Source organism: Desulfoglaeba alkanexedens ALDC, from assembly GCF_005377625.1.
Lineage (GTDB): Bacteria > Desulfobacterota > Syntrophobacteria > Syntrophobacterales > DSM-9756 > Desulfoglaeba > Desulfoglaeba alkanexedens.
Genome location: NZ_CP040098.1, coordinates 1,891,906 through 1,903,948, shown reverse-complemented (window position 1 = coordinate 1,903,948; position 12,043 = coordinate 1,891,906). Strand labels below are relative to the sequence as shown.

The 12,043-nt window shown below is 62.3% G+C and carries 12 protein-coding genes and 1 riboswitch; of the genes, 7 read left to right on the top strand and 5 right to left on the bottom strand.

Annotation, left to right across the window (positions count from 1 at the left end; genetic code table 11):
- Window positions 1–671 precede the first annotated feature (671 nt).
- From FDQ92_RS08615 to FDQ92_RS08585, 7 genes are all read left to right on the top strand, one after another.
- Window positions 672–1,046, top strand: a complete 375-nt coding sequence (locus FDQ92_RS08615; RefSeq protein WP_137424200.1) for a hypothetical protein — start codon at window positions 672–674, stop codon at window positions 1,044–1,046.
- A 194-nt stretch (window positions 1,047–1,240) separates the two neighbouring features.
- Window positions 1,241–1,849: a DUF3842 family protein gene (locus FDQ92_RS08610; RefSeq protein WP_246041640.1), complete on the top strand. Its 609-nt coding sequence runs from the start codon at window positions 1,241–1,243 to the stop codon at window positions 1,847–1,849.
- A complete protein-coding gene (locus FDQ92_RS08605) occupies window positions 1,842–2,036 on the top strand; it encodes a CooT family nickel-binding protein (protein ID WP_137424198.1) in 195 nt (64 codons plus the stop codon). Before FDQ92_RS08610 ends, FDQ92_RS08605 begins: the two co-directional genes overlap by 8 nt.
- A gap of 25 nt (window positions 2,037–2,061) precedes the next feature.
- Window positions 2,062–3,114, top strand: a complete 1,053-nt coding sequence (locus FDQ92_RS08600) for a FecCD family ABC transporter permease (protein ID WP_211341224.1) — start codon at window positions 2,062–2,064, stop codon at window positions 3,112–3,114.
- Entirely contained in the window at window positions 3,111–3,965 is an 855-nt protein-coding gene (locus FDQ92_RS08595; RefSeq protein ID WP_137424194.1) for an ABC transporter ATP-binding protein, read from the top strand. The genes FDQ92_RS08600 and FDQ92_RS08595 overlap by 4 nt, the downstream gene beginning before the upstream one ends.
- A gap of 44 nt (window positions 3,966–4,009) precedes the next feature.
- Window positions 4,010–5,053: an iron ABC transporter substrate-binding protein gene (locus FDQ92_RS08590; RefSeq protein WP_137424192.1), complete on the top strand. Its 1,044-nt coding sequence runs from the start codon at window positions 4,010–4,012 to the stop codon at window positions 5,051–5,053.
- Between the two features lie 35 nt (window positions 5,054–5,088).
- Entirely contained in the window at window positions 5,089–5,694 is a 606-nt protein-coding gene (locus FDQ92_RS08585; RefSeq protein ID WP_137424190.1) for an FmdE family protein, read from the top strand.
- Window positions 5,695–6,063: 369 nt separating this feature from the next.
- On the opposite strand, the gene FDQ92_RS08580 is transcribed toward FDQ92_RS08585, so the two are convergent.
- The 5 genes from FDQ92_RS08580 to FDQ92_RS15245 all read right to left on the bottom strand — a co-directional run bounded on the left by FDQ92_RS08580 (window position 6,064) and on the right by FDQ92_RS15245 (window position 11,368).
- Entirely contained in the window at window positions 6,064–6,816 is a 753-nt protein-coding gene (locus FDQ92_RS08580; RefSeq protein WP_170180263.1) for an ABC transporter ATP-binding protein, read from the bottom strand.
- Complete coding sequence (locus FDQ92_RS08575; RefSeq protein ID WP_246041944.1) at window positions 6,807–7,874, bottom strand: FecCD family ABC transporter permease; 1,068 nt, start codon at window positions 7,872–7,874, stop codon at window positions 6,807–6,809. Before FDQ92_RS08575 ends, FDQ92_RS08580 begins: the two co-directional genes overlap by 10 nt.
- Entirely contained in the window at window positions 7,874–8,971 is a 1,098-nt protein-coding gene (locus FDQ92_RS08570; RefSeq protein WP_246041942.1) for an ABC transporter substrate-binding protein, read from the bottom strand. Before FDQ92_RS08570 ends, FDQ92_RS08575 begins: the two co-directional genes overlap by 1 nt.
- A gap of 86 nt (window positions 8,972–9,057) precedes the next feature.
- Complete coding sequence (locus FDQ92_RS08565; protein ID WP_170180261.1) at window positions 9,058–11,247, bottom strand: TonB-dependent receptor plug domain-containing protein; 2,190 nt, start codon at window positions 11,245–11,247, stop codon at window positions 9,058–9,060.
- On the bottom strand, window positions 11,201–11,368 hold the full coding sequence (locus FDQ92_RS15245; protein ID WP_170180260.1) for a hypothetical protein: 168 nt from the start codon (window positions 11,366–11,368) through the stop codon (window positions 11,201–11,203). Before FDQ92_RS15245 ends, FDQ92_RS08565 begins: the two co-directional genes overlap by 47 nt.
- 251 nt (window positions 11,369–11,619) lie before the next feature.
- Window positions 11,620–11,798: riboswitch (cobalamin riboswitch) on the bottom strand.
- Between the last annotated feature and the right edge of the window lie 245 nt (window positions 11,799–12,043).

Below are 12,043 nucleotides of genomic sequence, written 5' to 3'. Positions count from 1 at the left end.
ATTATTGGTACGACTTTATTACAAACTTGAGAGTCCAAAGTTCTCTCGTCATGCTGAACTTGATCCGTCATTCAGGATACGTATTCCCATCTCATTAGTTTTATCACCCTCACCCCAACCCTATCCCGTCAAGGGAGGAGGGGATTTTTTTGACCTTCGTCAACTATTTTTGCTTAAGATCTCCACTTTAGAACGCTACTAAAACACTAGGTGGATATTATAGATATATCGGATGTGGCAAATAGGAAATATTGATACATAACGTCATTTTTATCGGAAGTTCCAATAAGCATCCGAATTTGCTTTTTTTTAAATCCGCAATCCGAAATACTGTAGAAAGCTCGCTCAGGCAAATGAGCCTCTGGCAGAAGTTTCAGGCTTCTCAGCGTCCAAGGTGGGACAATAGGAGTCAAATCAATGAGTTGATCTTAGGGTTTTTGTAAGACCCCACCGGTTGTCTTGCAGCCGAATGCGCCGAGGATCTGCCCCTGGAGTTCGGTTGGGCCTTCGATGATGCGATCCGCCCTACGCTTGGGGGCGGTCCACCAAAGACAGGAGTGGAGCCTTCGCATCTGATCCATGACTGTCAGCGCGGATATGGGCAATCCAGCTCGGTGGAGCTCTAGCTCGATGAGCCTGAGATAGGTCAGAGCCACCAGGCAGCTGAGGATATGGCAGGGGATCTTGCTATCGGTCCAGTGGCGGTGGAGTCGATGAGGGCGATGCTCTCCTCCGATGCCTATCGCGCGTTGGAGCGATGGATCCGCCATACCGCAAAGGAAGATCTGAGCATTGTGAGCACAGGCGGCATCTCACCCTATTTTCTAACAGTCCGGATCAGGAAGCATGCCGTCGAAGAGCTGCGCCAACGGATTATCTCAATGCGCAGTGAGGAGATTAGAGGGGGAGATCTGGTGGGTGAACCGGAGGCTCCACAACTACAAAAATACGATGAATTCGTGCCACCGACGCTCCTCCGAAAAGCCTTCGCGGCGGACTGGCTCGATACTGGAGAGATGCAGAGAGAGATGGCTGGATGGCGCTGATCATGAAGCAGAGTTCTCAGCGGTTCAGGATAGGAGGAGCACACCCGTTATGCCTCAATTTCTGAAATTGTGAGTTGTATTTGTGTTTTTTTGCAGAATAAAATCGTCCTGGGTTGTTGCGGGCGGTTGACAAAGGCGACGGCGATACGTTACTAGTAGAACCTAATAGACGGCATCATGAAGGTGCCGTTTCTGTGAAGACGCAAGATCAGTCTGTTGAAGGCGGCCACGAAGGCCGGGGCTCAAAAGGGGCTCGGCTTTCGTGGTTTTTCTTTTTGGGAAGACGGCGGTTGGGCAAACCGGGCGAGTGGCGAGGGGACGGCTTCGAACGCCGGGAGCCGGGATGGTTCAGCGGAAAGCGAGGACGAAAACGGGTGGGACTCAAGCGGATCTGCGTTATCGACGGCCAAGGGGGCGGTATCGGGGCGACCCTCATCAAGTACATCAAGGAGGCCTACGGGGAATCGCTGGAGGTTTTGGCCTTGGGAACGAATGCCATCGCCACGTCACAGATGATGCGGGCCGGTGCCAACCGGGGAGCCACCGGTGAAAGCGCCATCTGTTGGACTGTCCGTCAGGCCGACTGCGTCATCGGCCCCGTCGCGATCACGTGGGCCAACGCGATGCTCGGAGAAGTGACGCCGCGGGTGGCGGAGGCGGTCATGTCCTGCCCGTCACCCAAGATCCTGTTGCCGCTCACGCAAGAACGGGTCGTGATCGTGGGGGTGGGCAAGGAACCGCTGCCTCACCTGGTGCAAGCCCTTGTTCAGGAAAAGCTCAAGGAGGTTTTGGAAGATGTGTGAAGCCAACGCGTACCTGCTCAAGGAAGGTCGGGAGGAACTTCTGATGGAGTCCGTCGATGTCATTGAACCGGAAGACGAAAGGACTTGGCGGTTGGTTGGTATTTTTGGAGACCGGAAGACGGTTCGCGGGCGGATCAAATCCATGAACCTGGTGAACCATAAGATCTTCTTTGAAGAAGATGCCTGAAGGGCCTACCGGGGGGATCCTCTCGTTGCGTGAAGATTCGGACGGCTCGGCGGTCGGTTGGCGCTCTGAAGGGGTGACCCGCTCCTATTTGCGGCTGGCCAGGAAGAGGACCTGGCTTTTGGCGATCCTTCTGGTTGTCACGATCGGCACCGCGCTGCTGGCGGTAACCCATGGAGCGTATCACCTGGACCTAGCGAGCGTCTGGTGGTCACTCGTGGGAAAACCGGCGGAGGGACCGGCCGGGATCGTCGTCTGGCAGATCCGTATGCCCCGCATCGCGGCGGCGCTGGTCGTAGGCGGGGGGCTGGGACTGGCTGGGCTGAGTCTTCAGGCGCTGCTTCGGAACCCGCTCGGGTCTCCGTCGACCTTGGGCATCAGTCAAGGGGCGGCCTTCGGTGCGGCGTGCGCCATCATCCTGTTTGAAGGGCGCGTGCTTTCGGTATCGCTTTTCGCCTTTTGCGGCGCCATGGGTGCCACGCTGATCATCTTGAGCCTGGGGCGTTTGCGAAGGCTTTCGCCAGAGGCGGTCATTCTGGCGGGGGTGGCCCTATCGTCGCTCTTCGGGGCCGGTACGATTCTTGTCCAATATCTTTCCGACGAGACGCGGCTGGCCCAGGCGGTGGTGTGGAGCTTTGGGGACGTTGGCCGTTCCGGATGGCGGGAAATAGGCCTGTTGACGCTTGTGGCTTGCCTGGCAGCCGTCCACCTCGCGCGACGCCGCTGGGACCTGAACGCGTTGGAGGCGGGTGAGGAGACGGCGAGAGGGCTGGGAGTTCCGGTGGAACGCCTGCGCTTTGAAGGACTGCTCGCGGCGGCGCTCGTTTCGGCTCTCGCGACCGCCTTCCACGGTGTGATCGCCTTCGTGGGTCTTATCGCTCCCCACATGGCCCGGCGGCTGGTGGGCCCGGATCACCGTTTTCTGGTCCCCGCCTCCGGTGTCCTGGGTTCGCTCCTCCTTCTCGCAGCGGACACGCTGGGACGGGCTGTCATGGGCTCAGGCGCCCTTCCGGTGGGTGTCATCACGTCCTTTCTTGGGGCCCCCCTCTTCCTGGGCCTGCTCATTCGGGGAACACGATGATCCTTTCGGCGACGGATCTTCATTTCAGTTACAACGGCCGGTCCGTGCTGACCGAGGTGGCTCTGACGCTCCGATCCGGGGCGGTGCTGGCGGTGATGGGCGTAAACGGGGCAGGAAAGTCCACCCTCCTTCGGTGCCTCAACGGGATTCTGCGGCCTCAGTTGGGTGTGGTGCTGCTGGACGGACGAAATCTTCTGGCAATGCCTCAGCGCGAAATCGCCCGGCACGTGGCCCACGTGCCTCAACGGTCTCGAGAAACCCGCCTCACGGTGTTCGAAGCGGTGCTCCTGGGTCGAAAGCCTCACATCCGATGGTCGCCTGAGCCCGCAGACTATCGACGGGTTGAAACGGCGATCCGACAGATGGGCCTGGAGGATCTGGCTCTTCGGCCGGTTTCGGAGCTCTCCGGCGGGGAAGCCCAGAAGGTGGTGATCGCGCGGGCGCTGGTGCAGGAGCCCAAGGTGCTCCTTCTGGACGAACCCACGAGCAGCTTGGATCTCAAGAACCAGCTGGAAGTCATGGGGCTCGTCCGAGCGGCGGTGAAAGATGGAAACCTTGCCGCGGCGATCTGCCTCCACGATTTGAATCTCGCGCTGCGGTTTGCCGATAAACTTCTCTTTCTCAAGGATCGCCGGGTGCACGCCTTGATTCGCGCGGAAGCCGTAACGGCGGAGATGGTCCGGGAAGTCTACGGCGTGGAGGTGCTCTTAGTGGAGGCTGGTGGGCACCGGGTGGTGGTTCCAATGGGCGATCCCGTTGGATCGAAAGACGGAGAGGGCGCCTTTCACGGGGTTCCACCGGAGGCGCGTGGGAGCGAACAAAGGGGACGAGCCGTTTGGAGCAACTCTTGACCCGACTTATCGGCTGCTTGGGCATTGCCTGGGTTGTGTGTCTCATGACGGTACCCGGATGGGCCGCGACCGTCACCGTGCGGGATCAGGCGGGTCGATCGGTGGAAGTGGGCCGCGAGCCGTCGCGGATCGTCTGCCTCGGCCCGGGGTCCCTTCGACTGATCGTTTATCTGGGGGCCGTCGAAAGGGTTTGCGGCGTCGAATCGCTGGAAAAGCGTGACCCTGCAGGCCGTCCGTATCGGTTGGCTCACCCGGAGCTGGCTGCGCTTCCGTCCGTGGGCCCCGGCGGTCCGGCCGCCATCAACAAGAAACCGGACATGGAAAGCCTTCTGCGCGTCCGTCCCCAGGTGATCTTTGTCACGTACATGGAGGCGCCGCTTGCCGACGAGGTGCAGCGGAGCCTTGGGATTCCGGTGGTTGTGCTGAGCTACGGCGAACTGGGGACATTCGATACGGAAGTCTTTCACGCGCTTCGGATCGCAGGACGGGTCCTGGGCTGCGAGGGCCGTGCTGAGGCGGTCATCGCTGGAATCGAATCATGGAAGCTGGAGGTCGAACGGAGGGCTCTGAAGGGGAGGGGCTCGAAACCGGTGCGGGTTTACGTCGGCGGAATCGGCCACCGGGGCGCCCACGGCATCGAGAGCACGGAAAGGGATTATCTTCCGCTGGAATGGGCGAAGGCGCACAATGTGGCCGAAGACATCCCCGCGCACTTGGGGAGCCACGTTTTTTTGGACAAGGAAATGTTGCTCACCCTGGACCCGGATGTGATCTTCATCGACGGCGGCGGCAAGGCGCTAATCCTGGAGGACTACGCCAAGCGACCCAAGGTGTATGAGGCGCTTCGAGCCTTCCGGTCCCGCCGCGTGTACTTGCTGCATCCGTACAACTCTTACAGCACCAACCTGGGGACGGCCCTTACGGACGCCTATGCCATCGGAAAAGCGCTCTATCCCGATGCCTTCGCCGGTATGGATCCGGAAACCAAGGCCGACGAAATCTATTCGTTCCTGGTCGGGAAACCGGTTTACGCGCTGATGAAAGAGATCTACGGTCCGCTGGGCGGCGTGGTACTCTTTGACAACTGAGGACTTCGGGGTTTGGAGGAACGAGGAGGAACATCATGGCCGCACAGGAAATCATGGAACGGGAAGACTTCAGGGGATGTGTTCGGTTTCACGGGCACGTGTGTCCAGGGCTTTCACTGGGCTATCGAGCGGCGCACGCCGCCATGGACTGGCTCAAGGCAAATCGGGCCGAAGACGAAGAGCTCGTCGCCATCGTGGAAACGGACGCCTGTGCCGCGGACGCCGTTCAGGTGCTCACAGGCTGCACCTTTGGGAAGGGAAATTTTGTCTTCAAGGATTACGGCAAGATGGCGCTCACTCTCATGAGCCGCGATTCCGGAAAAGGCGTGAGGGTCAGCCTGAAGCCGGGAGCGTTTGCGCCCGATTCGGAGCACATGGCTCTGCTCCAGAAGCTCATCCGAGGCGAAGCCACTGAGGAGGAAAGGGAGCGGTTCAACTCACTCCATTTCAAGCGGAGCTGTGATGTGCTCGAAGCGCCGCTCGAGGCTCTTTTCAGTGTGCGGGCGGTGGAAACGGAAGTGCCGGACAAGGCGAGGATCGAGTCTTCGGAGCCTTGTGAACGCTGTGGAGAGCCCACCATGGTCTCCAAGCTGGTGTCCGTCGACGGCCGGCGGCTCTGCCGGGGCTGCGCCGCCAACTGACACGTGAATCGATCGGCTTCAGCGACTTTTCCGGGGGCCCGTGAGACACACTCCCCCGGAGGGCGCCTTCGATGTGTTTGGATTCCGAGCACCCGCCCCGGTACCGCCCGACGTCGTGTGCCGTTAGTTCTCCGGCCGCACGGTCATCAACCATCGCCCCCGAAGTACTGGATTATAGATGGATTCAGATCATGCGACAACCATCCTTACACAGGGGGCAACCGCTGTTTTCCTCCCGGTTACAGTCGCCGGGCGGCGGAAGTTTTCCACTTCCTTCCCTTGATCCGCAAGCGTTATCCGGCTAGCGATTCATCGGCGTTCCCTTGCGTTCAGCCGCCGCGTTCATCTTTCATTGCCCGCCCATTTCCGTCAGGCCGGCAGCACGAGCAGCCGGCCATCGATGCGGTACACCGTGAGCGGCACGTCGTAGACCCGGCTCAAGGTTTCCGGCGCCAGCACCTCGGAACCGCCGGCGGCCAGCACCCGGCCGTCACGCAGGAGCAGGAACCGGTCGGCGAAACGCACCGCCAGGTTGACATCGTGAATGCTGAAGGCTACGGTCAGCGCGTCCCGCCGGGCCCGCTCCCGCACCGCCGCCAGCACCGCCACCTGGTTCTTCAGATCGAGGTTGCCGGTGGGCTCGTCCAGCAGCAGCACCCGGGGCCGCTGCACCAGGGCGCGGGCAATGACCACCTGCTGCAGCTCGCCGCCGCTCAGCTCCCCGAGCCAGCGGTCGGCGAATGCCGTAAGCCCCATGTCGGCCAAAACCGCGGCGACGATCTCCTCGTCCGCGGCGTGGTACCGTTGCCGGCGGTAGGGCGTGCGGCCGATGAGCAGGTATTCGAACACCGTCAGGCGGGGCACGACGTGGTGCTGGGCGACGTAACCCAGCCGCCGGGCGAGGCGGCGCGGCGACAGCCCGGCAAGATCGTCGGCAGCCAGCATGACGGTGCCGGCCCGGGGCCGTTCGAGCCGGGCGATGATCTTGAGCAGGGTCGATTTCCCCGCCCCGTTGACGCCGAGGATGGCGGTCAGCTTTCCCGGCTGCAGGTGGCAGGCAAAACCGTTCAGCACCTCCCGACGTCCGTAGGCAAAACTCAGGTCGGCAACCCTTACCTCCACGAACCACGCCCCCCAAAGAGCAGCAACAGAAATACCGGCGTCCCCATGAAAGCGGTCACCACCCCGGCCGGCAGCACCACCGGGGCAAGAATCAGCCGCCCGAGAAGGTCGGCGCCCAGCAGCAGCACGGCGCCGATGAGCGCCGTCAGCGGCAGCAGTGTTCGGGCGTCCTCGCCCACCAGCAGGCGGGCCATGTGCGGCGCCACCAGACCGATGAAGCTGATCACGCCAAAGAAGGTGACGATGACGGCGGTCATCATGGCGGCGACCACCATTCCGCAGAGGCGCAGCCGGGAGACCGCCACTCCGAGGCTGCGGGCAACCTCGCCGCCGGCCAGCAGGGCGTTGAACCACAGGGACTGAAAGAAGAAATAGCCGGTGCCGGCGGCAACCACCACGGCGATGACCCGCAGCTCCGGCCACGTCGCCCGGCCGACATCGCCGAAGCTCCACCGGACGATGGCGGCCAGCTGGGTCTCGTCGGCGAAATACTGGATGACGGTGGTACCGGCCATGAAGAATGCGCCGAGGGCGACCCCGGCAAGGACGATGGCCTCGCGGCCTGCGCGGCGCAGCGCCGCGAGGCCGACGATGCAGGCCGTGGTCGCCAGGGAACAGCCGAAGGCGAGCAGGCTCACCAGCGCTGGACAGCGGCTGAGCTGCGCCCCCTGGCTACCGGCGGTGGCATCGTTGAGACTCAGCAGCATGATGCCCAGCGCCGCGCCGAAGGCCGCGCCCTGGGAGATCCCCAGGGTCGAGGGCGAGGCCAGGGGATTGCGTAAAATGGCCTGCAGCACCATCCCGGCGACGGCGAAACCGGCACCGCCAAGGATGGCCCCGACCAGCCGGGGCAGCCGCACGTACCAGATGACCCGCGCCGCCAGCCCCGCCGGCGCCTCCCTGAACAGGCCGAAAAAATCATGCGGGGAAACGGAAATCGCGCCGGTGGTCATGGCTACCAGCGCCGTGCAGGCAAGAAGCAGCGCCGCGCCGGTAAGCCAGAGCTGGCGCCGGCGGCGCCGGCGGCGGTACCGCTCGATGTCGGCCGGGGCGGTCATCACGGACCCGTCTCCAGACGCTTGAAGCCACCGAAGATTTGCGTCATCTCGGCGTACAGCGGCCGGCCGACGAAGAAGCGGTAGAGATCGTCGGCGAGAGTGGCAGTGTCGATATCGGCGAACCGTTCGGGATAAAGGACTTTACCCATGAAGTAGGTTTCCGCCAGCACGGTGTCGGGGCTGGCGGCGTAGTAGTGCGGCAAAACGCCGTACAGCTTACCCTCCCGTACCGCCCGAAGCTCCCCCATGGCGGGGTTGCAAAGATCCCGGCGCACCAGCTCCAGGCCGCCCTCGCAAACGAAGATAATCTCCGGATCCAGCGCCAGCAGGGTTTCCAGATCGATGCTGAAGCGCCCCTTCACCATGCCCCGGTCGACGCTTACCCGGTCGGCGACGTTGTCCGCCCCGAGCAGGATGAAGGGCGGATAGCGCCGGCTGGTACCCAGCAGGCCATGGGCGACGCGGAAGTTCATCCCGCCGATGTAGGTGCTCGGGCGGTTGGCAGCGGGGATATCGGCGGTACGCCGCCGCAGGTCGGCAACCGCCGCCGTCACCCGGTCGATGACCGCCGCCGCCCGGGCCTCGGCGCCGCAGATCATACCCATCAACCGCAGGGAAGCAAAGAACGCTTTGCGCTGCTCGGCAAGGTCGCCGTTGTCGACGAAAAGCACCGGAATGCCGGTTTGCCTCTGGAGGTTGTCGGCGAAGCGGAGATCACCGCCGGCGGCGAAGATGACCTCGGGGGCCGCCGCCATGAGCCGCTCCGCGTCCGGACGGTTGCGGCTGCCGACAACCGGCAGACGGCCGAGCCGTGGGTTGGCCATGCGGTAGGAACGACCCGCCGCACCGACCCATTCCGTCTCCCGGGTTTCGTGATCCTCTACCCCCACCACCCGGTCGGCGAGATCGAGATAGCATATAAGCCCCAGGGCCCCACGCAGAGCGACGATGCGTTTCGCCGGCACCGGCACCGGCACCGCCCGGCCCTGCAGGTCGGTCACCACCCTGGTAGCGGCCCTTGCCAGCGGCGTGGTCAGCGCCGGCACCAGCAGCACATTAATGAGCAACAGCCAGCCAAGAAGACGATTCCAGCACATCACGACACCGCATCCAGCTCGAAAGGATAACCCCGTCGGGTGATGCATCAGGCATCGCCCGCGCTAATTCACCGCACACCACGGTTTCAGAACGAAAACCGCAGCGAGGTGATCACGTTGCACCCCGGCTCGGGGATGAAATCACTTTGGCCCAGGCGCAGGTGCGACCGGTAGTACTTATCGAAGAGGTTCTCGACGTTGAGGGCCAGCATTACGTCGTGCAGGGGGCCAAGTGCCGGCATGCGCAGCCCGGTACGCAGGTTCGCCGTAGCGTAGCCCGCGGTTTCCGACTCCCCCGGCGCCGGGTGGTCCTGGCGATCGAAGAACTCGCCGGCGGCCTCGAACCAGTAGGTCAGCCGGTCGCCCGCGGCCGCCTCCCAGCGGGCGCCGAGGGTGCCGTTCAGCGGCGGAATGTTACTCAACCGGTCGCCGCTGTCGCGGTCCTCGCCGACCACATACGCCACTGTACCGAACAGCGTCAGGTTGGCGGTTAGCAGCACCTCAGCGGCGCCGTCGAACCCGTAGAGTTCGGCATCCTGGACGTTGGTGTACTTGTAGGTAGGAACCCCGGAAATGAATGATTCCGCCTGGCGCACGGTGTCGATGTAGTCGTCGACGCGGTTGTAGAACCCGTCGATCCCGCCGCGAAAACGGGCATAACTGGCCTTAATACCGGCATCGAAGTTGTAGGAATACTCGGGATCAAGGTTCGGGTCGCCGATGTAGATCACGCCGCCGCCGCGCGTCGAGTAGCGCTCGAAGATGTCCGGCGCCCGGAAGCCGCTGCCGACGGTACCGGTCAGGTGCAGATGTTCGGTGAGGGCATACACCAGGCCGAGATTGAAGGTCGCGGCGCTGTCGCTCTCATCACTGAAACGGTTGATCGAAGCGGTGGTCGAGGTGAGCTTGCTCTTGCCGTCGAAGCGCTCGTCGGTGAAGGTGACATCATCGGCATCGGCGGTGAAGTAATCGTAGCGCCCGCCGGCGATGAGCGTCAGCCGATTGCCGATGGTGATCTCGTCCTGGGCGAAGATGCCGAAATGCACCCGCTCGGCATCGGGCACCGGCTGAAAGGTCAGCCGCTTGGCGATGCTGTCATCCTTGTTCCGGTGGATCACCTGGGTCTCATCGGAGTCGCTGTCCTCGCGCACCAGTTCGAAGCCGCCGATCAGCTGCTGGGCCGCACCGGGCGTCACGGTCAGCTGCAGCGAGGCGCCGGCGGCCGAGGTCTCGATATCGTTGGTTTTCAGGGTGTACACCGGTTGGCTGGGGCTTGGAAGATACCCGGCGAAAGCGCGGTCCTGGTCGACGTAGAACAGCCGGGCCTGAATCTCGTCGAACAGACCCAGTTCCCTGCCCTCGTAGCCGAGCTTGTATGATCCGGTATCGAAATGATCGAAATGGGAAAACGGCGCCGTGGGATCCTTTTGGGGTACTCCCATGTCGTCGATTTCGTTGACCCGCACCGCGGCGGTCAGCCGGTGGTTATCGGCGATGTTATGGAGCGCCTTGAAATCGAGATTACGGTTTTCGAAATGTGAATTGTTCACCTCGTCGCCGTTGCCGTCCTCGTAGTTGTTAGCGTCGCGGCCGGAAAGGCCGAGGCGGAAACCAAAACCCTTGCCCCCGGCGGCCAGTTCGTAGCGGCCGAACCAGCCCTCGTCAACGGATGCATAGCGGCCGTTGACGGTGTTTTCGAAGCGCCAGGTGTCGCTGTCGGCAAAATCCACCTCTTTGGTGATGATATTGATCACCCCGCCGAGGGCGTCGGTGCCGTAGAGGGCCGAGGCCGGGCCCTTGACTACCTCGATGCGGGCGATACTGCCGACGTCGATAAACGGCGTCAGCGGCGCCCGCCCGGACCACAGGTTAACCTCCCTGTCGCCGTCATAGAGCACCAGCACGCGGCTGCCGCCCAAGCCGCGAATGACCGGGTGCGCTTCCCAGGAACCGCCGCGCACCAGCGACACCCCGGGCACCTCGTCTAAGGCATCGGCGGCGGACGCCGGCGCGGTTTCCGCCAGCCGCTTTTCGTCTACCACCGCCACCGGTGCCGCCACGTCGAAGCTGCGGGCGGCGGAGCGGGTGGCGGTCACGACGATCTCGTCGAGGCGATGCACGTCAGAGTCATCCGCGGCCCGCACCGGCAGGACGGACACCAACAACAATAACCCGCCCGCCACCATCAGCGGTATCAGTAGCCGCAATGCGATAAATGCAATATCAGTATCAATAAGCGGCGGGATCATTATCCGCCAAGGCGTCGACAACGTCATCCCTGACGGCTCCCACGCCGACGCCGACGATTGTGCCAACGGCGCCAACGCCGATTGCCGGAGCGACCTTTGCGGCGACAACATCGACATTGAATGCGCCGTATTCACCGTTCTCTTGCATGTCAAAATTGAGCGCCGTACATCCATCATCGATACGTTCCGGCTACCTAACTGCATGGATTCCTCCCCTCCCCGCCCCTGGCGGCGGCATGTGTGGTGATCTGGAACCGGCCGGCCGCCGAAGCACCGGCCCATTCCGGCGGCGGAGCGGGTATGGTACGGGGAACAAAAAAAGCCCGAAACCTTGCGGTTTCGGGCTCCCATTTTTTCCCGTACCTCGCCCCCGGCCGTCATTCCCCTTCCGGCAAAAGGCACTTCATCGGCGTTGCAGCAGGTCTTCTGACTCCCGGATCACCCATCAACGGCGCCTTCCCGGAATTGATTCCAGTGGCATGCTGCCGTCTTCGTCCCCGGTTACAGCGGTGGGTCCGTCCCCGATTCGCACGGGGTTCCCTTTTCATCCCGAAAGAACTGCAACGCATCTTACATATTTGACGCATATCCGGCTCACGGCGGCGGCAACCGCCGGGCAGATGAAACGATTCATAGCTCCCGGCGCCGCTTTCTGTCAACCGTTTTTTTCGTTGATAGCAGCGTTTGTCAAGATCCTTAATCCGTGAGATTGCGTCTATACATGAAAAGTATCATACCGCAGATATCATGATGAATTTCATCCGCTTTTATGGTATAGGGCCTCCTGTCAAATCTTCATCCGGCAGCTGCACTCATGAAGAGA